At 68.7% G+C, this 21736-nt stretch carries 22 protein-coding genes and 2 pseudogenes; 16 read left to right on the top strand and 8 right to left on the bottom strand.

The annotated features are described in order from the left end of the window. Positions 1-154: 154 nt before the first annotated feature. The 10 genes from ACFZDJ_RS19160 to ACFZDJ_RS19115 all read left to right on the top strand — a co-directional run bounded on the left by ACFZDJ_RS19160 (position 155) and on the right by ACFZDJ_RS19115 (position 9254). Complete coding sequence (locus tag ACFZDJ_RS19160; RefSeq protein WP_391060307.1) at positions 155-1237, top strand: BTAD domain-containing putative transcriptional regulator; 1083 nt, start codon at positions 155-157, stop codon at positions 1235-1237. Next, positions 1234-1962, top strand: coding sequence for a DUF6585 family protein (locus ACFZDJ_RS19155; protein ID WP_391060305.1), 729 nt, complete (start codon positions 1234-1236; stop codon positions 1960-1962). The genes ACFZDJ_RS19160 and ACFZDJ_RS19155 overlap by 4 nt, the downstream gene beginning before the upstream one ends. A 120-nt stretch (positions 1963-2082) precedes the next feature. Next, entirely contained in the window at positions 2083-2313 is a 231-nt protein-coding gene (locus ACFZDJ_RS19150; RefSeq protein WP_385377627.1) for a hypothetical protein, read from the top strand. A gap of 104 nt (positions 2314-2417) precedes the next feature. Next, positions 2418-3548 (top strand): DUF4185 domain-containing protein, encoded by a 1131-nt coding sequence (locus ACFZDJ_RS19145; RefSeq protein WP_391060303.1) that lies wholly within the window; start codon positions 2418-2420, stop codon positions 3546-3548. A gap of 242 nt (positions 3549-3790) precedes the next feature. Further along, on the top strand, positions 3791-4213 hold the full coding sequence (locus ACFZDJ_RS19140) for a hypothetical protein (RefSeq protein ID WP_384921310.1): 423 nt from the start codon (positions 3791-3793) through the stop codon (positions 4211-4213). A 121-nt stretch (positions 4214-4334) separates the two neighbouring features. Further along, positions 4335-5126, top strand: coding sequence for a hypothetical protein (locus ACFZDJ_RS19135; protein ID WP_390935226.1), 792 nt, complete (start codon positions 4335-4337; stop codon positions 5124-5126). Between the two features lie 141 nt (positions 5127-5267). Beyond that, positions 5268-5594 (top strand): hypothetical protein, encoded by a 327-nt coding sequence (locus ACFZDJ_RS19130; protein ID WP_391060301.1) that lies wholly within the window; start codon positions 5268-5270, stop codon positions 5592-5594. A gap of 257 nt (positions 5595-5851) precedes the next feature. Continuing rightward, entirely contained in the window at positions 5852-6700 is an 849-nt protein-coding gene (locus tag ACFZDJ_RS19125; RefSeq protein ID WP_391060299.1) for a TIM barrel protein, read from the top strand. Between the two features lie 324 nt (positions 6701-7024). Beyond that, positions 7025-8044, top strand: coding sequence for a substrate-binding domain-containing protein (locus tag ACFZDJ_RS19120; protein WP_390935232.1), 1020 nt, complete (start codon positions 7025-7027; stop codon positions 8042-8044). Between the two features lie 190 nt (positions 8045-8234). Beyond that, positions 8235-9254, top strand: a complete 1020-nt coding sequence (locus tag ACFZDJ_RS19115) for a Gfo/Idh/MocA family oxidoreductase (RefSeq protein WP_390935234.1) — start codon at positions 8235-8237, stop codon at positions 9252-9254. A 63-nt stretch (positions 9255-9317) separates the two neighbouring features. On the opposite strand, the gene ACFZDJ_RS19110 is transcribed toward ACFZDJ_RS19115, so the two are convergent. The 4 genes and pseudogenes from ACFZDJ_RS19110 to ACFZDJ_RS19095 all read right to left on the bottom strand — a co-directional run bounded on the left by ACFZDJ_RS19110 (position 9318) and on the right by ACFZDJ_RS19095 (position 11871). Continuing rightward, on the bottom strand, positions 9318-10337 hold the full coding sequence (locus tag ACFZDJ_RS19110) for a Gfo/Idh/MocA family oxidoreductase (protein ID WP_391060297.1): 1020 nt from the start codon (positions 10335-10337) through the stop codon (positions 9318-9320). Between the two features lie 98 nt (positions 10338-10435). Beyond that, a pseudogene (locus tag ACFZDJ_RS19105) lies at positions 10436-10534 on the bottom strand (dehydrogenase); the annotation flags it as partial. 50 nt (positions 10535-10584) lie between these two features. After that, positions 10585-10674 (bottom strand): annotated as a pseudogene (locus tag ACFZDJ_RS19100) (short-chain dehydrogenase); the annotation flags it as partial. Between the two features lie 18 nt (positions 10675-10692). Beyond that, on the bottom strand, positions 10693-11871 hold the full coding sequence (locus tag ACFZDJ_RS19095) for a phytanoyl-CoA dioxygenase family protein (protein ID WP_391060294.1): 1179 nt from the start codon (positions 11869-11871) through the stop codon (positions 10693-10695). Between the two features lie 108 nt (positions 11872-11979). On the opposite strand from ACFZDJ_RS19095, the gene ACFZDJ_RS19090 reads away from it, so the two are divergent. After that, positions 11980-13026, top strand: a complete 1047-nt coding sequence (locus tag ACFZDJ_RS19090) for a substrate-binding domain-containing protein (RefSeq protein ID WP_391060292.1) — start codon at positions 11980-11982, stop codon at positions 13024-13026. 66 nt (positions 13027-13092) lie between these two features. On the opposite strand, the gene ACFZDJ_RS19085 is transcribed toward ACFZDJ_RS19090, so the two are convergent. After that, positions 13093-15450 carry a GH92 family glycosyl hydrolase gene (locus tag ACFZDJ_RS19085; protein WP_391060290.1) on the bottom strand — a complete coding sequence of 786 codons (2358 nt, stop codon included), beginning with the start codon at positions 15448-15450 and terminating at the stop codon, positions 13093-13095. A 238-nt stretch (positions 15451-15688) separates the two neighbouring features. Between ACFZDJ_RS19085 and ACFZDJ_RS19080 the strand changes: the two genes are divergently transcribed. The 4 genes from ACFZDJ_RS19080 to ACFZDJ_RS19065 all read left to right on the top strand — a co-directional run bounded on the left by ACFZDJ_RS19080 (position 15689) and on the right by ACFZDJ_RS19065 (position 19249). Further along, complete coding sequence (locus tag ACFZDJ_RS19080) at positions 15689-15946, top strand: hypothetical protein (protein WP_391060288.1); 258 nt, start codon at positions 15689-15691, stop codon at positions 15944-15946. A gap of 69 nt (positions 15947-16015) precedes the next feature. After that, on the top strand, positions 16016-16456 hold the full coding sequence (locus tag ACFZDJ_RS19075; RefSeq protein WP_391060286.1) for a hypothetical protein: 441 nt from the start codon (positions 16016-16018) through the stop codon (positions 16454-16456). Positions 16457-16584: 128 nt separating this feature from the next. Beyond that, a complete protein-coding gene (locus ACFZDJ_RS19070; protein WP_391060284.1) occupies positions 16585-17343 on the top strand; it encodes a PIG-L family deacetylase in 759 nt (252 codons plus the stop codon). A gap of 424 nt (positions 17344-17767) precedes the next feature. Next, positions 17768-19249 carry a multicopper oxidase domain-containing protein gene (locus ACFZDJ_RS19065; RefSeq protein ID WP_391060282.1) on the top strand — a complete coding sequence of 494 codons (1482 nt, stop codon included), beginning with the start codon at positions 17768-17770 and terminating at the stop codon, positions 19247-19249. Between the two features lie 25 nt (positions 19250-19274). Here the strand turns inward: ACFZDJ_RS19065 and ACFZDJ_RS19060 are convergent, their stop codons facing one another. From ACFZDJ_RS19060 to ACFZDJ_RS19050, 3 genes are read right to left on the bottom strand one after another with little or no spacing between them, the layout of a single operon-like run. Further along, positions 19275-20081: an acyl-CoA thioesterase domain-containing protein gene (locus ACFZDJ_RS19060; protein ID WP_391060280.1), complete on the bottom strand. Its 807-nt coding sequence runs from the start codon at positions 20079-20081 to the stop codon at positions 19275-19277. A 34-nt stretch (positions 20082-20115) separates the two neighbouring features. Further along, positions 20116-20442, bottom strand: a complete 327-nt coding sequence (locus ACFZDJ_RS19055; RefSeq protein WP_390935254.1) for an AzlD domain-containing protein — start codon at positions 20440-20442, stop codon at positions 20116-20118. Continuing rightward, positions 20435-21202, bottom strand: a complete 768-nt coding sequence (locus ACFZDJ_RS19050; protein WP_391060278.1) for an AzlC family ABC transporter permease — start codon at positions 21200-21202, stop codon at positions 20435-20437. Before ACFZDJ_RS19050 ends, ACFZDJ_RS19055 begins: the two co-directional genes overlap by 8 nt. A gap of 79 nt (positions 21203-21281) precedes the next feature. Here ACFZDJ_RS19050 and ACFZDJ_RS19045 point away from each other — a divergent pair, with 79 nt between their 5' ends. Beyond that, entirely contained in the window at positions 21282-21719 is a 438-nt protein-coding gene (locus ACFZDJ_RS19045; RefSeq protein ID WP_168514160.1) for an Lrp/AsnC family transcriptional regulator, read from the top strand. Positions 21720-21736 lie beyond the last annotated feature (17 nt).

The raw sequence follows: 21736 nt of genomic DNA, 5'->3' as shown, positions 1-21736 counted from the left end.
TTCGCAGGTGGGGGACTCTAGCGCGGCCACCGGCCACATATGACCGGTTCAATGTCCTGTCCACGTTTCCTCCACCGGGGCCACCTTCGAGGGCATCGAGGGTTCGACTCGACGGGTCGAGTGGATCGACCGGTCCGGAGAACGGGGAACAGCCATGCCGACGACGACCGCACCGCACGGACGGCCGACCGTCACCGCCCTTACTCCGCAGGAGCGTGAGGTTCTCTACGCGCTCGGCTGCGGCCTGGAGGACGCCGAAATCGCCGATGTCCTCGCCCTGCCCGAGCATGTGGTGAGCGGACACCTGGGGCGCGTCCTGGTGAAGTTGGACCTGCGGGACCGGGCTGCCGCCATCGTGCACGCCTTCGACTGCGGTCTGGTCGTGCCCGGACAGGGCCCGCGCAGGCAGGAGGCGGCGCAGGGGATCACTGTCCGTCAGCGGACGGGCCCCGCACCTGGTCCATGGCTTCGGGTCTCCGTGCTCGGCCCGTTGCGGGCGTGGCTCGCCGGTCAGCCCGTGGACGTCGGCCCGGTGCGCCAGCAGGCCGTGCTGGCGGCGTTGGCGCTGAGCCCGGACCGTTCGGTCAGCCGGCAGCAACTGCTCGATGGCGTCTGGGGGATGGAGTCGCCGGGCGGGAACGTCGTACCGGTCTATGTCTACCGGCTGCGCAAGAGCCTGCGTCTTGGGGAGTGCCCGGAATCGGTGATCAGGCGTGACCGGTACGGCTACGGGCTGGTCCGCGGTGTGGCCGAGGTGGACGTGGCGTGCATGGAGGTACTCGCCACCGCGGCCAGGGCGGCCGAGCGCACCGGTGACCTGTCCGAGGCGGTGCGGCTGTGCGACCGGGCGCTGGAGTTGTTCCGTGGTGTGCCGTTGGCCGGACTGCCCGGCCCGTTGGCCGAGTTGGAACGGCTGCGGCTCGCCGAGCGCAGGGTCGCCCTGGCACAGCGGAAGGCGGACTGGCAGCTGAGGCTCGGCCGGGTTGCCGAGGCGATTGCCGGGCTGTCCGCCCTGGCTCTGGAAGAGCCGCTGAACGAACCGGTCGCCGTGCTGCTGATGCGCGCACTGCAGCGCGGCGGTCGGCGGGCCGAGGCGCTGGCTGTCTTCGACCGCGCCGGCCGGCGGCTCGCGGACGACCTGGGGGTGGCCCCGGGCGAACTGCTGCGGCGGGCTCGGTGGGCGATCCTGCGCGGGGACGACGCGGGCGCCGGTCGCGGCCGGGTGGGTGCGGCATGAGCGACGGGACCTCCCGCGACCGCGACGAGGAGTTGTTGCTGGCGAGGATCTCCGCAGCCGCCGGCCGCGCACACCTCGGCAGGCGATGCGCCACCTATCGGGCGGCACCGCACGGAGCCACCGCACGTGCTGGGCGGGGAGTGGCGATTCGGGTGCTCGGGCGGGCTGTTGCACAGGGCGCGTGCCGCTTGTGGCGGGCCGGTGGCAGGACGGGGGCGAACGCGGGCGCCCGGCTGGACTTCTACGAGCACGGGATGACGGCTGTCGTCGACGGGCGGATCCATGTCATCCGCTACGACACCACCCTGGTGCGTCGGCGCAGAGTTCTGTCCCCGAAGGGAATCACCCGTGCCCACGTGCTCGTCGACGTCGACGGCGAGCGGATCATGCTGAGCGGCGGCGACTTCGGCCACCCGGAGGTGTGGGGGCCCGAGATCCGTCGTGCCGTCACCGAGGCCCAGGTGCCGCGGGCCCTGGCCGCGCTGGCCGAGGGAGCGCGGCTCACCTTCGGCCCCGTATGGATCACCAGGGACGAGATCGGCTCCCGAGGAACGTCCCTGCGATGGCCGCAGGTCCAGCAGGTCGAGATCTTGAACGGTTCCGTCGCGATCCGCGTCGCCAGGCGGTGGCAGGTGCTGGGATCCGTGGCGTCCGGGATCCCGAACCCCTTCGTCTTCCACGCCCTCGCCGAGCACCTGGTTGGTGCCGCACGGAACGACGACTGACGTACGGCCCCTTGTTTCACGGCGATTTCACCGACTGCTCCTAGCGTCCGGCAGGACGCGCCGGCAGCCACACATAACCCACCTAGCACAACCGCTGGTGACGATCCGAAGGAGACCGGCATGGCCGACAGCTACCGACACCGGTGCGGCGAGTGCGGGCACCGCACCGCCTGGGGGAGCGAATCGCAGGGAGAGCAGGCGATCGAGACCCACTACGCCCGGAGTCATCCGCATGTCGTCCCCGGGGGGATGGTCGAGTTCCGCAAGGGGTCCTCCTCCGGCGGCGGTTCCGGTTGCCTCATCGCCCTGGGGATCGTGGTCCTGCTCCTGGTCATCGCTTCCCGCCACTGACGAGACGGGCGACGGAGGATCACGTGGTAGCGCCGGCCCACATCGAGTTCGCAACAACACCGAACACACCCAACACTCACCAAGAACACCCGGAGGTCAGATCCATGTCCGTTCCCTTTCGGCCGAGCCGGCGCTCCATACTCAAGGCCGGTATGGGCCTGTCGCTCGCTGGAGCGGGCTTGCTCGGTGCCACCCCTGCCGTGGCCGCCGGGCAGAGCGGTACGCCGCTGTGCGACCAGGCCGGTGACTCGGCGAGTCAGCAGGGCCTGGGCTCCAGCGATCTCGGCATCCCGTACTACCGGGAGCACGACGGCAGTTGGGGCTACGTCTTCGGCGACTCGTGGACGGGGATGCAGCAGAGCGGCGACTACATCGGCTCCCCGGTGATGCTGGACCAGGCGAGCTTCGACGCCTCCGGCGCGACACCGATCTCGTTCACCTGGGCGCAGCCGACCGGCGGCCAGGCCGGCCAGCTGTTCAACTACCAGCACAACACGGACAACGGGTACGGCTTCGAGGTGAGCCGCATACCCAACGACTGCATCGAGTTCGGCGGCCGCACGTACATCCAGTACACGTCCGTGGCCACCTGGGACCCGCCGGCCGGATACGACGGTTCGCTGATGTCCGGTGTCGCCTACTCCGACGACTACGGGGTGACCTGGAACGACTACGACTACCACTGGGCCGGCGACACCCAGGGGGCGAACCAGTCCCTGTACGGCATGTGGTCGTTCGCGGGTATCGACCCCGACGGCTGGCTCTACATCTTCTCCAAGCGCTGGAACGGCACCCACAAGAACACGGCCGACGGCGGAGCCATCCAGCTGTTCCGGATCCAGCCGGGCGACTTCCGCGACGGCAACTTCGGCGCCCAGCAGAACTGGGCCTATCTCGGAGGTTCCTGGCAGTGGACCACCGCGGCGGCGCCGTCGGTCATCCTGACCGGGCACAACACCGGCGAGTTCTCCGTGAAGCGGATCGGCGGCACCTACTGCATGAGCTACTTCGACGTCGACATGGGCGCGATCTGCACCCGCGCCGCCCCTCGCCCCGACGCCGGGTGGAGCATCCCGATCCCGCGGATCACCGCCTTGACGGTGCCCAACCTCTACGGCGGCTACATCCACCCCGGCAGCGCGAGCGCGACCTCGCTGACCCTCCTCGTGTCGCAGTGGAACGGCACCCTGGGGCAGCCGTACCGGGTGCTGCAGTTCGACGGCATCAATCCGTGATCGGAGCGGGTCCCAGGTCAGAGCGCCTCCGACCTGGGCGGGCGCCTCGGCCACCGACTCTTCGCCTGACGGAATTGAGCAGCAGAGTCGCCCTGACCCACGGGGTCGGCCACAGGCCGCAGGCTCCTCGGATCAGCACCGCGCTCGCTTCTTGCTCTGGGGCTCCTCACATCACGGGACGCCGTTTCCCTTCGGGCGATATACACGTTGACCCAGGAAGTCGAGCGAATACAGGGGTGGCGATGGAATTGGAACTGGCGGCACTGGCGAATGTGGCCGCGTCGACGGTGGTCAGCGGAATGGCGACGGCCGGGTGGGAGGGAGTGCAGCGGGCCATGGGCGAGCTATGGCGCCGGGTGCACCCCGAGCGGGCGGACACGGTGGTGGCCGAGCTGGGCGAGGCGCGCGCCGAGGTGCTCGTGGCACGGCGGAACGGGGACGAGCAGGCCGAGCGGGAACTCGTCGGTGAATGGCAGGCGCGGCTGCGCCGGCTGCTGGTCGCCAACCCGGAGATGGTGACCGAACTCCAGCGGTTGATCGAGGAGTTGCGGCCCACTGCCCGCGAGGAGGAACCGCGGGCCGGTAGCGTCACTCTGATCGCGAACGGGTCGGGGCACTCCCGCATCACCATGTCCGGGCGGGACATCAACATCACCAAGGGGTGATCGTTTGAGCTACTCCGGAGGGACATCGAACGGTTCCCGCCGCGACGGCGACGGCAACGCTGGGACTCGCATCGATGTACGAGGGGACGGTCGGTCCCGGATCAGGGTGGCCGGCCGCGACATGAACACCACCTACTTCGTCAGCGCCTCGTCGGCGGCGCTTGCCGCCCTCGTGGGCCTCGTGATTCTCCTCGGCATGTGGCAGCCGTGGCAGGAGACGGCGTCGACCGGCGAACGGAACCGCACGGACACCGGGATCGGTTCGGGTCCCTCCGGCGGGTCCTTTGCGAAGCCCGCGCCGTACCGGGAGCCGTCGTCCGCCGGCGGGGGTGACAAGGAGTCGGAGGACCCGGAAACCTCTCCCAGCCCCTCTTCCAGCCCCAGTCCCAGTCCCAGCCCCTCTCCGACCCCCGACCCGCCGGACCCGGTCGACGTGGCATTCGCGTCCGTCGGCGTCGGCACCTGCCTCAACGTGTACGACAGCGGCTGGGGCAAGCTGAACCACGACCGGCCTTTCGCGGTCGACTGCGGTGCGAACTTCGCCTTCTCGAAGGTGACCATGGTGACGACGTCCGCCTCGAACTGCCCCCAGGGTGCGGGCCGACGGGGCTGGGGGCACGTCAACGACGACGGATCTTCCATCGCGCTGTGCCTTGACCGCGTATTCGCCGTGGGGCAGTGCTTCCCCGCGACACTGAGCAAGCAGGCCGACGGGTCCCTCCACGGTGAAGGGCGGCTCTTCAGCGTCTGGGGCTGTGACCGGACGCAGGTGCCGAGCGGCCAGAACGCGATCATGGCGATCACCGCGGTGTTGAGCGGCGGCAGCTGCCCCCAGCGGAACGACAGGCAGACGCTCTCCTGGCAGATCTTCAACGGCGCAGGCAAGGTGTGCGCCGTACAGAGGACGAACTGATTCGCTCGACGCGTCGGGGCGGCCCGAACGGTTCTCGGGCCGCCGCGCCCGTATGACGCCTTCCGGAGCCGGGTCCGCGACCGGCTCGGGGCCACGGCCGCGTCCCAGGTCCGCGGGCCCGCGGGTTCGTGGCCGGACGCCATGGCCCAGGTTCTCGCCCACCACGACCTCCCCGCGGTCGGCGGCTTCACCCCGCTGCTGCTGCACGTGCCCGGACACGATCCGCTGCCCGAGGCCGAACAGCTCCTGGAGAGCCACGCCGCCTCGAAGGCCGAGGTCCTCGTCCTGTCGGCCGTCACCGGCCAGGACGGCTACGACTCCCGCCCCGAACTCGACGCCGACGGCTGGAGGCTGCTGCTCTCCAACCTCGACCGGGCGCGGGAGACGTGGATGTCCAGGCCATCGTCATCCACCGCAGCGCGCGCGGGTACGACGGCTGGTAGGTCCTGGAACAGGACACCATCCTGACCGAGGAGCCCAAGGCAAAGGGGCCGGTCGAGGATGTGTGGGCCAGTGCCGAGCATCTGCGCGCGGTGCTGCGCGGTGTCGCGCAGCCGTATACGGGCCTGATGCGTTTTTGATGTCTTCTGAGGGATTGACTGGCGTGTGCGGGGCATCAAAGAATATCGGGGCGACTTGCTGCTCGCTCTTTCCGCCTCTTCTTTTGATTGCCATTCGTTGCACGCCGGCGTCTTTTCCGAACATGAGGGATCCAGGAAACAGAAATGACCGCTGACGAATTTCTGGCCACTTGTTGGACCACGGCGGGCGACGCCGCTCCCGATCAGGAGGACCAGCGCAGTCCGCTGAACCTGCGGGAACGGGTGGAAGCGGCGCGCGACGCCGGATTCACCGCCTTCGGGCTGCTGTACGCGGACCTGGTGGAGGCCGAGCGAGAGTACGGGCTCACCGGCATCCGGTCTCTCTTCGAGGACCACGGCATCAGCCACATCGAGTTGGAGCTGCTGACCGACTGGTGGGCCGACGGACCCCGGCGAGCCGCGTCGGACGCCGTCCGCGGCGGAATGCTGAGGGCCATCGAGGCGCTCGGCGCACGCACCTTCAAGATCGGCCCCGACGTGGGCGACGAGCCCTGGGACCTCGACGTCTGGGCCAAGGAGTTCGCCACGCTGGCGGCGCAGGCCGAGGGGGTGGGTGCCCGGCTCGGGGTCGAGCCCCTGCCCTGGTCCAACCTCAGGACCGTGCACGACGGACTACGGCTCGTCGAGGCCGCCGGTCACCCGGCGGGCGGTCTCATCATCGACGTCTGGCACACCGAGCGTGCCCACACCCCACCCGCCGACCTGGCGGACGTACCCGGGTCGCGGATCGTGGGCGTGGAGCTCAACGACGCCGACAGCCAGGTCGTCGGCACTCTTTTCGAGGACACCGTCCATCGCCGTCGCCTGTGCGGAGAGGGCTCTTTCGACCTCCCGGGGATCATCGCCGCGCTCCGTGCGGCCGGCTGGCGCGGCCCCTGGGGTGTGGAGATCCTCTCCGACACGCACCGTGGGCTGCCGGTGCGGGAGGCTGCCGCGGCGGCGTACCGGTCTGCCGCGGAGTTGGTGAAATAGATGCCGCAGGGGTGGTGGGGACGAAACCACGGTCGTCCCCACCACCCCTGTTTCCATCTGTCGGCGCGGCGCCGGACCTCTCGCCCATTTCAGGGGAACGCAGTGGATATTTCAGGTCTGGAGGTCACGCGCAAGCAGTGTCAGCAATTGTTCCGGCATTTTGCCGTGATGGATAAATGATGTCATTGCAAACGTTGACCTCGGGATGGTGTGACGGTTCTATCTCGTCATGGGCAACAGCCGTGTCAACGGTATGTGATTCGCAATGTTCGCCTGGTCAGCCGCTTCTCCCTTTTCCCTGTAGCACAGTGAGGTGCCGGAAAGATGGACCGTTCCTCCCACCCCCGCTCCCGCAGAATCGTCCCCGTCGTCGCAGTGGCAGCCGCCGCCGCACTGTTTGTGGCCGGATGCTCCAGCAGCTCCGGAGGCAAGCAGGCCGAAGAGAGCGGGAACGCTGTCTCGGCCGGCAAGGCCGGCACCCCCCGTATGACGGTCGCGATGATCACTCACGCCGCCCCTGGTGACACTTTCTGGGACACGATTCGCAAGGGTGCCGAGGCCGCCGCGGCCAAGGACAACGTCAAGCTGATCTACTCCAGCGACCCCAGCGGCCCCAACCAGTCGAACCTGGTTCAGAACGCCATCGACCAGAAGGTCGACGGCATCGCTGTCACACTCGCCAAGCCGGACGCCATGAAGGCCGTGGTCGCCAAGGCCGAGCAGGCCGGTATCCCCGTCGTCGGCTTCAACACCGGCGTGCGGGACTGGAAGGGGCAGGGTCTGCTCGAGTACTTCGGCCAGGACGAGAGCATCGCCGGCGAGGCATTCGGTCGCAGGCTCAACGAGGCCGGGGCCAAGCACACCGTCTGCGTGATCATGGAACAGGGGCAGGTGGCCCTGGAGGCCCGCTGTGCGGGCGTGAAGAAGACGTTCGAAGGCAAGACCGACATCCTCTACGTCAACGGCACGGACATGCCGTCGGTGAAGTCGACGATCACCGCCAAGCTCAGGCAGGACAGCTCCATCGACTACGTGACGACGCTCGGCGCTCCGTTCGCGATGACCGCCATTCAGTCCATCGCCGATGCCGGCACCAAGACCAAGCTCGCCACGTTCGACCTCAACAAGGACGCGGTCGGCGCTATCAAGTCGGGCAAGATCCAGTGGGCCATCGACCAGCAGCCCTACCTCCAGGGGTACTTGTCGGTCGACTCCCTGTGGCTCTACAAGACGAACGGCAACTACAGCGGAGGCGGTGAGGCACCCGTGCTGACCGGGCCGGCCTTCGTCGACCAGTCCAACGTCGACAAGATCGCCGACTTCGCCGCGAAGGGAACCCGGTGACGACCGTGACCCGGACAACGGCACCGGCGACGGGCTCCCCGTCGCCGGCTCCGCCGGCCCCGCGGAAGGACGGGCGAACCTCTGAACGGCCGCTGACCTTCGGGCTGTTGGCTCGGCCCGAAGAGGACGCCCTTCAAGTCGGAGCCCTCCAGGCCAACTGACCCTCACCAGCAACGGAGACATCACGAACATGCCACCTCAGCGAACACTGGGTGTTGCCGTCGTCGGCACCGGCAAGATGGGCGCGGATCATGTGCGCAGACTCCATGACGTCGTCAGCGGGGCACGCGTGACAGCCGTCGTCGACATCGAGGCGGAACGGGCGAAGACCCTCGCGGACGCCATCGAGGGCTGCACGGCGTACACCGAACCCGCGGCGGCCATGGCAGCACAGGACGTGGACGCCGTCCTCATCGCTTCCCCGGGGCCCGCCCATGAGGCGGCCCTGCTCGAAGCCCTCGGCCGTGACCTGCCGGTGTTGTGCGAGAAGCCGCTCACCCCCGACGCGGCTTCCGCCCTTCGCGTCCTGACGGCGGAGCAGCGGCTCGGGCACCGGCGTATCCAAGTGGGCTTCATGCGGCGGTACGACACCGAGTACATGAAGCTGAAGCGGCTCCTCGACGGCGGGGAGCTGGGCAGGGCACTGATGCTGCACCATCGGCACCGGAACCTGTCCATGCCGCCGTGGTTCACCAACGAGATGCTCATCAACGACTCGGTGGTGCACGAGATGGACGTGACACGCTGGCTTCTCGACCAGGAGATCACAGCGGTCACCGTGCACAAGCCGGCCCCGACGTCACACGCGCCGGTCGGTATGAACGACCCTCAATTCGTGCTCTTCGAGACGGAGTTGGGTGCCCTGGTCGACGTCGAGATCTTCGGTCACTGTGGCTACGGCTATCAGGTGCAGGCCGAGGCGGTCTGCGAGCGGGGCACCGTACGCATCGGTGACGAGCACGGGCCGCGGCTGAGTACCGACGGCCGCTGGGGCGGACGCATCACACCGGACTACGTCGAGCGCTTCGAGGACGCGTACGACCGTGAGGTCCAGGGCTGGGTGGACGCGACCCGACGCGGCGAGATCACCGGCCCCAGCGTCTGGGACGGCTACGCGGCCGCGGCCGTGTGCGAGGCGGGTGTGCTCTCCCAGCGGGAGGGGCGACGCGTCGAGGTCGAGCTGATCGAGCGGCCTGCCTTCTACCGGTAGGCCGTACAGAGAACGGGAGAGGGCGGTACCGGTCCGGTACCGCCCTCTCCCGTTCGCTCTTCGCTATGCCGTGGCCGGAAGGACCGTACGTGGCCGTACCGGGAACCCGGCCGCCCGGTAGGAATCGTCGATGAGCCGCATCGTGGTGAGCGCGTCGTCGGCGTCGAGCGCCGGCGGCACACCGCGCCGCAGGTGGGCGGCGAAGGCCTCGAGCTGGTAGGTGTACGAGGACCGGCGGCCGAGTTCCTCGGTGCGCTCACCGGCGGCTGTACGTACGACGACCCGGTCGTCCAGATGGGGCTGTACGAAGTTCACCGCTGTGGCTTCGCCGCGTGAGCCCACGACGCGGCAGCTCATCTGCCATGTCTGGTGGGCCATGTGACAGCGGGCGCTGCCCGTGGCGCCGCCCGGGAACTCCAGATCGGCGTCCAGCCACTCGTCGACCCCCGCGGCCTCCGCCTTCTCACCGCCGCGCGCGGCGACCAGCCGGGGCGCCCCACCTGCCCAGGGCGCGAGCATGCGCTGGGCGTGCAGGCTGTAGCACCCGAGGTCCATCAGCGCGCCGCCCGCCAGCGGGAGCGACCACCGCACATCGCTGTCCGGTGGCGCGGGCATGGCGACCATGGTCTCGACGTGCCTGAGCTCGCCCAACTCCCCGCTGTTCAGCAGTTCGTGCAGGCGCCGGGTGACCGGGTGGAACAGGTAGTGGAAGCCCTCCATGAACACCGTGCCCGCCTTGGCGACGGCCTCGTGGACCTCCACCGCCTCGGCTGCGTTGCTCGCGGACGGCTTCTCGGTCAGGACGTGCTTGCCGGCCTGGAGGGCGGCCAGATTCCACGGCCCGTGCAGGCTGTTGGCCAACGGGTTGTAGACGACCTCGATCTCCGGGTCGGCGACGAGCTCGGCGTAGGAGCCGACCACCCGCTCCACGCCGTGCGTGGCGGCGAAGGCCTCGGCCCGGTCGCGGTCGCGGGCGGCCACCGCGACGAGGCGGTGGCCGGTCGCCCGGGCCGGTCCCACGATCGACAGCTCGGCGATCCGGGCCGCGCCCAGGACGCCGATCCGCAGGGGTTCGTCCGTCATCACTTGCGCACCTCGTCGAGTCGTACGGGCCGGTGTTCACGGAGCGACAGCGTGCACGCCTCGGCGAAGCGGTCCATGAAGACGGTGTGCGGCGACACCGGGTCGGTGACCACCAGCGAGTCCACCGCCTCCAGCCCGGCGAGGGTCTCCGCATGGAAGGCGCCGATGCGGCCCAGCCCCATGATGCCTATACGCATCGGAATCGTGCTCCTTCTGCTCTGTCGCGCGCCTGCGCCGGATCGGAGAGGCCCGCGCGCACGAAGCGCGCGCCCATGTCCGCGCCGACGCCCTGGCCGCCGCCGTTGACGAGGACGACTCTGTCCTCAAGCAGTCCCATGAGAGTGCTGTGTCCCTTTCAGCCCTGGCGGCGCTTGGCTGCGGCCTGCAGTTCCTGGCGCAGCCGCTCCGGGTCCCATTCCTCGGCCACGGCCTGCCAGAGGGTGTCCGCCTGGGAGGGCGGGGCGAGACCGTCCACCGGCGGGTCGAGGTCGAGGTTGGTGGGGAAGGGGTAGCCCTCGGCGGTGGCCACGATCACGCGGCGCAGCCAGTCCTCCGAGACCCCCTCGCACTTGCGGCGCAGCAGCACCGGGAACAACGCGTTCGCCATCGCCTCGCGGTCCACCGTCTCCATGGCGCGGCCGAAGGCGGAGGAGATCTGCAGCAGATTGGCCATGCGCCTGATGTCGGCCGAACGGTTGTGCCCGGCGGCGTGGAAGAGCGCCGGGTTGAAGAAGACCGCGTCGCCCTTCTCCAGGGGGAGTTGGACGTGGTGGGCGTCGAAGTACTCGACGAACTGAGGGAGTCGCCAGGCGAGATAGCCGGGCTCGAACTTCTGCGAATGCGGCAGGTACAGCGTCGGGCCGGACTCGACGGGCATGTCGCAGTGGGCCACCGCGCCCTGCAGGGTCAGCACCGGAGAGAGCCGGTGGACGTGCGCCGGGTAGGTCGCGGCCTGTTCCCGGGAGAGGAAGCCGAGGTGGTAGTCGCGGTGGACGTTCTGCGCCGCGCCGCCCGGGTTGACCACGTTGACCTGTGAGGTGACCTGGTAGGCGGGGCCGAGCCAGGCCTCGGCGATCAACTCCAGGATGTCGTTGGCGTAGTAGTCGGCGAACGCCTCGGGCGCCCGTACGGCCACCTTGTCCAGGGCGTTCCAGACGCGGTCGTTCGCACCGGGCTTGGCGAAGTGGTCGCCGTGGGCCGCGCCGCTCGCGCGCTCCTCCTCGATCAGTGCGCGGAAGGCGTCGGAGGCCCGGTCCACGACGGCCGCGTCCGGGAAGGCGCCCTTGAGGACCACGATGCCGGGCCCGTCCAACAGAGCCCTGATCAGCTCGTCCTGCACGCTCCGACGGCCCTGCGGGGAGGTCGCCAGAGAGCGGAGCCGATCGCTGTCGTAGAGCGGGACGTTCTGCTCGATCCGCTCGGCCGAGGGGTGGTCGGCGGGGTCGGTGCGCCGCTCCACGAGCGAGCGGAACACGTCGAGATCGCAGTCCGCCTCGGTCAACCAAGTCCGCGCTCCTGCGGCTATGGGAGACATCCGGGTCCTTTCGCAGTCCGTGTATTTCTGCCAGTCTTGAGAACCCGAACCCATCATTCAATGCTTATCAGTGCATCAAAAATCCATCATCGGCATTTGGGATCAGTCATGCGACACCGCTATCCGATCAGGGAAATCGCCCGTCAGGCCGGACTGAGCACGGCCACGGTCGACCGCGTCCTCAATCAGCGGGGCAACGTGACGGAGAGCACCATCAGGGAGGTGCACGAAGCCATCAAGGACCTCGACCGCCAGCAGAGCCAGGTCCGGCTCGGGGGCCGCACCTTCATGATCGACATCGTGATGCAGACCCCGGAGCGGTTCTCCACCGCGGTACGGGACGCACTCGAAGCCGAACTGCCCTCCCTGCATCCCGCTCTCGTGCGCTCGCGCTTCCACTTCCGCGAGACCTGCCCTCCCGCCGAACTGATCGGAACCCTGGACAAGATCGCGAAGCGTGGTACGCAGGGCGTGATCCTCAAGGCCCCCGACGAGCCGGAGATCGCGGCCGCGGTCGGCAGGCTGGTCGCGGCCGGCATCCCCGTCGTCACCCTGGTGACCGACCTGCCTCACAGCGCACGCCTGGCGTACGTCGGTATCGACAACCGCGCGGCCGGCGCCACCGCCGCCTACCTCCTCGGGCAGTGGCTGGGCAAGCGGCCCGGCAACGTGCTCACCACCATCAGCCGGGGCTCCTTCCGAGGCGAGGAGGAACGCGAGATGGGCTTCCGCAGCGCGATGCGCCTCGCCGAACCCAGACGATCCCTGGTGGAGGTCACCGACAGCGACGGCCTGGACGCCACCCAGCACGATCTCGTCCTGGAGGCGCTCAAGCGGGACGAGGACATCATCGCCGTCTACTCCGCGGGCGGGGGCAACCTCGCCACCCTCGACGCCTTCGACGCGCTCGGGCGGGAGTGCGAGGCGTTCATCGCCCACGACCTCGACCACGACAACACCCGCCTGCTGCGCGAGCGCCGTCTGTCCGCGGTCCTCCACCATGACCTGCGCCAGGACATGCGCCGCGCCTGCCAGATCATCATGCGCGCCCACAAGGCACTCCCCGACGACGGACCGTCGCTGCCCTCGGCCATCCAGGTGGTCACACCGTTCAACATGCCACCGGGTGCTCCATCCGTGCCGGTCGTCGAGTGACGGCCGCGGCGCCCGCCATGCGCATCCGTTGACCGGCGCATGGGCGATTGCCGCGACCGCGTCTCGTCACGTCAGGGGTGTGGTGGGTCCCAGGGCGGGCGGGGCGGCGTCGGTGGACGTCCCCCAGCCGGACGGTTCGGCGCCGACGGTGAAGGCGAGCGACCGCAGCCCTCGGAGCGACTCGGTCGTCAGATACGTACGGCTGTAGGAGGAACCGTCGACCCTCGCCGACTGGATGTACCGGTCACGGTCCGAGGTGCCCGTCGCCGTCACGGTCAGGGTGCCCCGCGGGTAGTAGCGCCGGTCGAGTGTCAGATCGACCCGCTCGAAGACGGGCGTCGACAGGCCCCAGGTGTCGTATCCGGGCTGCACCGGGAAGATCCCGATGGACGAGAGCACGTTCCAGGCGGACATCGTGTCGAGGTCGTCGTTGCCGGTCATGCCGGTCGGCGCGTCCGTGAACAAGGTCAGCGCGGCGTGCACCACATCGGTCGTCTTCCATGGCTGACCGGTCGACAGATACGTGTACGGGGCGATCAGGTCGGGCTCGTTCTGCGGGTTGTACTTGTCCGCGTTGTAGTAGTCGTACGGGCCGTTGACCCACACCTCTCGTGCGGTCTTCGCCGGGTCCTTCAGAAGCTGCTCGTACGCGAAGAACGAGTCGAGCCGGTCGTTGGCCGTCGGCTTGCCGCCGATCAGGTCGACCATGCCCGGCAGGTCCTGCGGCACGAGCCACTGGTACTGCCAGGACGTGCCCTCGTGGAAACCCTCGCTCAGGGCCGGGTCCGCCGGTCCGGTGAAGGCGCCGGAGGCATCCCGCGCGCGGAAGAAGCCGGTCGAACCGTCGTAGATCTTCCGGTAGTTCTGGGACCGTGCGGCATAGCGTGCGGCGTCCGCGTCGTGGCCCAGATCCCGCGCCATCGCACCGAGCATGGCGTCCGACAGGGCGTACTCCAGGGTCGCGGAGGCTCCGTGGTCGTAGTCCGAGTCGCCGGGCTTCGCGTGCGGGCGGTCCTTGACGTAGGGCGCGAAGCCGTTCGCGATGTACTCCCTGTTGGCCTCGCGGCCCACCGCGGGCGAATCGGCGGGCGGCACCCCGTCGGCATTCTTCTTCAGGGCGCGGTAGGCCCGCTCCTCGTATCCCTTGAGCAGGCCCTGCTGGTAGGCGTTGGTCAGGAACGGGGTGACCGGATCGCCGGTCATGATGTTCGTCTCGACCGTGCCGTAGCCCCACTTGGGCAGCCAGCCGCTGTCTTCGTCGATCTTGATGACGGAGATCGCCATGTCCCTGGCCTCACGCGGCGCGAGCAGGGAGAGGAGCTGCGACTGGGTGCGGTAGGTGTCCCACAGCGACCAGTTCTGGTAGTAGGTGAAGCCCTGTGCGCGGTGGACCCGCTGGTCCCAGCCGGTGTAGCGACCGTCGGCGTCGCTGCCGATGTTGGGCGCGAGGAACGACCGGTAGAGCGATGAGTAGAACGTGCGGCGCAGGGTGTCACCGCCGCCCTGGGCGCGTACGTCGTCGAGCCGGTCCTCCCACGTGCGGTGCGCCTGGCTCCGGACGGCGTCGAACGAACGGCCCCCCTCGGAGCGGAGGTTGAGGGCGGCGCCGTGGGCGTCCACGTACGAGAGCGCGGTGGTCGCTTCGACCGTCCGGTCCTTGGTCGTGTCGAAGCGGACGAAGGCGCCGTTGCGTCCCGCGCTCACGGATTCCTTGGAACCCTCGGTGACGGTATCGCCGTTCCAGGTGCCCGAAGTGGTGAACGGGCGGTCGAAGCGGGTGACCGTGTAGACGGTGTACGGCTTGGTGTCCTGGCAGAAGCCGCTGCCGGTGATGGCGGTGCGCACCGTGCGGTTGTCGAGGATCTCGACCTTGGTGGAGATCGTCCTGTGCAGTGACTGGCCCGCGTTGAGCAGGACGTTGGCCTTGTCCGTGGCCGGGAAGGTGTAGCGCTGCACCCCGGTCCGGGCGGTCGCGGTCAGCTCGGCCTCGATGCCGGTCTTCAGGTCGACCCGGTACGAGCCGGGGCTCGCCCGCTCGCTGTCGTGGCTGAACTCCGCCTCGTACTTGGCGTAGTCCGTCTCGGTGACGTCGCCCGTGGTCGGCAGCACGGGCAGGTCGCCGCCCAGGCCGCAGCCGACGCCCGAGAGGTGGACGAGGGAGAAGCCGCGGATGTGATTCTGGGAGTAGTCGTAGCCGGTGTTGTGACCGGTGTCCGGCGAGAACTGCACCATGCCGAAGGGCACGGCTGCGCCGGGGTAGGTGTTGCCTTCGTTCTCCGTTCCGATGAACGGGTTGACCAGATCGGTGAGCGGGGCGCTCGGCGGGACGGCCGCCCGAGCCGCCGGAACCGCGAGGGAGCCGCCGAGGAGGATGGTGGTCGCCACCACCATCCCCGCATCGCGCAGCCGTTGAGTCCATCCCATGGGCGGGAACGCCTCCTCGAAGCCTAGACAACGTTGTCAAGCGCAGAGTGCGATCATTCTTCGTCGTGTACACGTAATCGTCAAGTACTTCGCGTGGGCGGGCAGTTCAGCGGATCACGCGCACCCGCGGTCTTCCGCGACCGATCACGCGAGCCGGTCGGCGGCATCGACGCCGAGCCGGCCGACCACGGGCTCGGCCGCTCCCGGGGTGGTTCAACCACCAAGCTCCACCTAGCGGTTGAACAGTGACAGAAGCCGCTCTCGCACCATCCCGGAGAAAAGTGATCAGGTCCGCAACCGCAAGAAGCTCGGTTCCCGCGGCGGCCGACCGCCGAAGTTCGACAAGAGTGACTACAAGGAACGTCATGCGGTGGAGTGCGGGATCGATCGCCTCAAGCGCCATCGGGCAGTGGCCGCGAGGGACGACGAACTCGCCGTCCCCTACGAAGCCACAGTCACCGTCGCCGGCATCGACGAGTGGCTCTGGCGACGTTGAACGCGAGTACCGCAACGTGGTCAGATACGCCCGTCGTACGCACGAACCTGTCGCCCCGGGAGATCTGTCGTGCCCTACTACCTGCTCACCGTGGAGAGCTCGCATCGCACTGGCTTCGGCCTCCAGGTCAAACCCACCGTGCGGATCAAGGAGCTGGCGTCACGGGTGAAAGACCTGGACGTACCCATGCCGGGCGACAGGCTTCTGCTCCTCTTCCCGGGCGAAGGGACATGGCAGGCACCGCTGGCCGGGTTCGCCATCGAGGCATGGAGCCGGGGCGGCGTCCACTACAGCCACAGCAGCCCATCGGACCCGGAATTCACCCTCACCATCGGCGGCAACCGCGAAGCCCCAGATCTCCCCGTGGGCACAGAGATCTGGCTTGACGACACAGCCCCTACGGGAGGCCACCACACGAAAGGCTGGCGGCAGATCATCGAGGACGTCACATCGGCGCCGTGGTGGCAGGCGGACCCGGACACCATCGACCCGCCTGTCCCGGATCGCTGAGGCCTCGTCGCCTCGGCCACGCGCATCACGATGGCCAAGCACTTTGAAAACGGCCGGCCGGAGGTCAGCAGCGCGCCGACCTGAGAACGTACGATCGGGCTTCCTTCGCGCTGGAAGGCGGTCCGTCCATGCCCGTGCCGAGCCTGCTCGCGGTCTTCGCGCACCCGGACGACGAGTCATTGTCGGCCGGCGGAGTGCTCGCCCGGCACGCGGCTGCGGGCGCGCGCACCGCAGTCGTCACGGCGACCTGGGCCGCGGACACCCCGCGGGCCGCGGAGTTGACCGAGGCGCTGCGGATCCTTGGCGCCGGCAAGCCGCGGATGCTCGGCTATGCCGATGCGCGTGTACCGAACTCGGCCCCGGGCGGCGTACGGTTCTGCGATGCGCCACTCGACGAGGCGGTGCAGCGGCTGGTGGCGCACATCCGGGAATTCCGACCGGACATCATGGTCACCCATGACGCCTACGGTGGGCTGCCCGGTCACCCAGATCACGTCCACACCCATCGGGTGACCATGCTCGCTGCCCAAGCGGCAGGCCTTGGGCAGCTCTACCCGGATACTGGTGCCCCCTGGCAGCCGCGTGCCCTCTACCTGGCCACGCACCCGCACTCGGCCTTGTCGGCGCTGAGAGACGTGATCGGTGCACGCAAGGCGGTGTACAGCGTTCCGGACGAACAGGTCACCGCGACTGTTGATGTCGGCCCCTGGATGAAGCAGAAGATCGCCGCCGTACTCGCGCACCGCTCCGAGGTCGAGCGGGGAGCCCTGCCGGGGGTGATCGCCAGTCTTCCGCCGGACGTACGGGAGCGGCTGTTCGCCACTGAGTGGTACATCCGCCACGCCCCCATGACCGCGGCCGCGGCCCAGACGGAGCTGACCGCCTGACCATGCGGTCCAGTCCGTGAGGCAGGCGGCCGGGCACGGCTGGGCGCCCGGGCGCCCACTCGTGGAGTTGATTCCCTCGCAGATGGCGGTGCTGCGCGTGTTCGTCGGCCGCACCGGCCGGTTCCGGGTGCCGCCCGCCGCTGGGCCGGCGGAGCAGGTCAAGGCGGCCTCGTGCGACCGCGGGATCGAACGGTGGCAGCTGTATCTGACAAGGAGCAGATTGACTCCGTGGCGTACGGGTTGTGGCCGCGCCGGATGACCGGTTCCACCGGGGAGGGGCCGGGGCGTTGTGGAACGGGCTCGCTCATCAAGGTGATGCCCTCCCCGTTCCTTGGGGTCGTGACCGATTTCGCCTGATTTCCCGATGCATGATGGCAGCTCACGGCCGCCCGTTTTCCCTATGTGCAGTGCATGGGAGTCCAGCTTGTCCGCACATGCCCGTCGCACCCTGACCGTCATCGGATCCGTACTTGCCGCACTCGCACTGGCTGCGAAGTGCACCACGCATACCGAGACGAGCGGACTCGGCCATCCGGAAATGTCGACGGTTCCCCCGCGGAGCGTGTCCCCGTCCCCGTCCCCGTCGCCGGCCCTCACCGAGCGGGCGACGGAGGAGCTGCGCGACCCCCCGCAGATCGTGAGCGCGAACGGACTGCTCAGGACCAGGATCGTCGTCGAACGCAAGAAGGTGCGCCTGGCAGGCCGCGATCTGTGGGCCCTGACGTACAACGGGATGTACATGCCGCCCACGCTGCGTCTGCGGCCGGGGGACCGGATGGAGATCTCCTTCGAGAACAAGCTCGACCATCAGACGAATCTGCACGTCCATGGCATGCACGTGTCACCCGCCGGCAATGCGGACAACATCTTCCTCAAGGTCGAGCCAGGGAAGACGTTCACCTACGAGTACACCTTCCCCAAGAGCCTGGAGCCGGGAACGTATTGGTACCACCCGCACCCGCACCCGCTCTCCGCCGCCCAGACCGCCGGCGGCATGGCCGGCCTGATCGTGGTCGACGGCCTCGACGCGTATCTGCCCGCGCCGCTCCGCGGGATCACAGAACACGTCGTCGCGCTCAAGGACTTCCAACTCGTGGGCGACCAGATCAAAACCACGAATCTCAAGATCGGTTCACCCACGACACGCACCGTCAACGGACAGCTCAACCCGCGGATCCGGATCAGGCCCGGCGAGACCCAGCTGTGGCGGCTCGCGAACATCGGGGCCAACATCTTCTACAAAGTGACGCTGCCGGGCACCAAGTTCCACATCATCGCCCAGGACGGCTACCCGGTGAACAGGGTCTATTCCGTCGACACCTTGGTCATCCCGGCCGGTGCCCGCTACGACGTGCTCGTACAGGGCCCGAAGGCCGGTGTGTCGGAACTTCGGACCCTGCCGTACAACTCCGGCAAGGCCGGAAACCAGTTCCCCCTGGCGACACTGGCCACGGTCCAGTCCGAGGGCGAACCGATGCGAGCCGCGGCCCTGCCCACAGCCTTCGCCCCGGTGGACGACCTCGCGAAGGAGGCCGTCGCGGGACGCAAGACGGTCATCTTCACGGAGAACAAGGCGGGCACGCTCTTCTACATCAACCACAAGCAGTTCGACCACAACCGCATCGACTACCGGTCCAAGCTCAACACCGTCGAAGAGTGGACGATCAAGAACGACAGCGACGAGGTCCACTCGTTCCACATCCACACCAACGACTTCCAGGTGATGAGCATCAACGGCAAGCCGCAGGCCAACTACGGCCTGCGGGACACCGTCGACGTCCCGCCTCGCGGAAACATGGTCATCCGTATCCGGTTCCTCGACTATCCGGGCAAGACGGTCCTGCACTGCCACATCCTCAACCATGAGGACGCGGGGATGATGGCGGTACTCCAGATCGACAAGTAGCCGCCCCGACCTCGCTCGTCCGTGATCACCGGTCCGGTACGGGGCGGACGGTGAGGATCTGTTGTGCGTGTCCGACAGGGCCGTTGAGGTCGTGCAGGACGGTGCTGGTGAGGCCTTGGCCGGTGGGGCCGAAGGTGACCGTGGTGTCCAGGCCGGTCCAGTGGCCTTCGGGTTGGCGATGGAGGTGGACCGTCAGGTCGACGTTGGGGTACATCCAGGCGGTGGGCGGCTGTCGTACGGCGATGCCGTTGGCGGTGTCGACGAGGGCGAGGTAGGACGCGAGCGTGCTGCTGGGCTCGCCGGCGACGAGGGCGTGGCGGGTGGAGATCCAGGCGGTCGTACGGCCCGGCCGCGGTGGTGCGAGCGGGCGGACGTCCAGGGAGGCGATGTATCCGCCGGGCCACACCGAGGCCATCGGCCACGGGGTGAGCGCCTGGGGAGGGGTGAGCCGGTCGTCGGGGCCGGCGGCGACGGCGGAGGTGTCGACGGTGGCGAGGAGCCAGGCACGGGCACGGACCACGGGCCGGTCGGCGATGAGCACGGCGGCTTCGATCAACTCGATGGTGCGGCCGGGGCGGATGGTCTCCACCCGGATCTCGCACTCGTCCAGGGCGAGACGGCCCAGGATGTCGTAGCTGATCCGGGCCGGCACCAGGTCGGTGTCCGCCAGCGTGGCCAGGTGGCGTTCGATGGCGTGGACGACGAGGCCGCCGAGCGGGCTGAAGTGCTGTTCGTCGGGGTCCCATGCCCCGCCCGTGTGGACCGTCGGCTTGTAGCGGTGCTCGTCGATGCGCTCGTAGTAGCTGTCGGGGGCCGGGGTGCCGGTGTTCAACGGACGTTTCTCCTCGGGCGGTTCGCGGTGCTGATCACAGAGTATTGAGCAGGACGACGTAGAGGGCGGTGCCGATGCCCACGCTCAGGATCGTGCGGCGGCCGAAGGCCAGGTGGACGCCGGCGGTGACGGCGACCGCGAGCAGTGCGTACCCCGTTCCGTCCGGGTCGTGCGTGATCGTGCCGTGCAGGGCCGTCACGGCGAGGATCGCCAGGATGCCGACCGGCATCCACACCGACAGCTGCCGCACCATCGCCGAGCCGCGCAGGGTGCGCAGTACCGCGAACGGCAGGGCGCGCAGGGCGAGCGTGATGCTGAAGACGATCGCCAGGACGGCGATGAGATACGAGGTGCTAGGCATCGGAGGTCTCCTGGGCGGGTCGGCGAGTGGTGAGTGTGTGGCGCACCAGGAGCAGGCCGACGAACAGCAGCAGTGCGGTGAACAGGGCGAGGCCCGGCGTCAGTACGAGTGCGAGCGTGGCGCCGGCACCGGCGAGCAGGACCGAGGGGAGTTCGTCGCGGGAGCGGAAGGCGTCCAGGGTGAGCACGGTGAACAGGGCGCACAGGGCGAACTCCAGGCCCTTGATCGGCGCGGGCAGCGCGGCGCCGAGAGCGACCCCGACCAGACCGCCGCCGACCCAGTAGGTCTCGCACGCGATCTGCATCGCCAGCAGTCGGGGTGCCGAGCGTTCCGCCTCGGGCAGGGAGGCGTTGACGGCGTATGCCTCGTCGATCATGGCGTAGACGGCGTACGCCTTCGCGACCGGGTGCTTGACCAGGTGGAGGGGGAAGGAGAAGGCGTAGAAGACGTGCCGGAAGTTGACCACGAGGACGGTCAGCGCGACCGCGGCGAGCGGGGTGACGGTGGCCATCATGCCGACGAGCAGCAGTTCCAGGGAGCCGGCGAACGCGGCCAGGGACAGGGCGGGGGCGAGCCACCACGGGAGGCCGGCCTGCATGATCAGCAGGCCGAGAGCGATGCCCAGGGGGAAGATCCCGAGGCCTGCGGAGAAGGAGTCGCGGACTCCGAGGGTGATCAGGCGGCGCCGGTCGGCGGGAGCCCGAGCCGCGACCGGGGCGGCCTCCGGTGTGGCCGCGCGGGGCGGAACGTCGTGGTGCATGTGTTGATCGTCCCGGAAAACGCGCGACATGTGGTTGCAAAGATTGCTTGCCTGGCCGTCTGGGGTGCAATCTTCTGTCGTGGATGCGATTGATCTGGCAATTATTGCCGAGCTGGAGCGGGACGGACGGCTGACCAACGTCGAGCTGGCGCAGCGGGTCGGGCTCACGACCGGGCCGTGCCTGCGGCGCGTGCAGCGCCTGGAGGCCGACGGCGTCATCCGCGGTTACCGGGCCGTCATCGACCCCGTCGCCGTGGGCCGCTCCTTCGAGGTGCTCATCGACCTCAGCCTCGAAGCCCAGGACGCGGAGACGGTCGAGCGCTTCGAGCAGACCATGGCGCGGGCCGAGGAGGTCATCGAGCTGAGAAGGCTGTTCGGCAGCCCGGACTACTTCGTGCGCGTGGCGGTCGCGGACCTGTCCGCCTACGAGACCTTCCTCAGCGGGCACGTGATGACCATCCCGCGGATCAAGAACGTCACCTCACACTTCACGATGAAGGCGGTGAAGACGGCCTGACGACCGGCCGTCCCGCC

This window comes from Streptomyces sp. NPDC007896, assembly GCF_042959425.1.
Lineage (GTDB): Bacteria > Actinomycetota > Actinomycetes > Streptomycetales > Streptomycetaceae > Streptomyces.
This window is presented reverse-complemented; position numbering and strand designations above follow the sequence as displayed.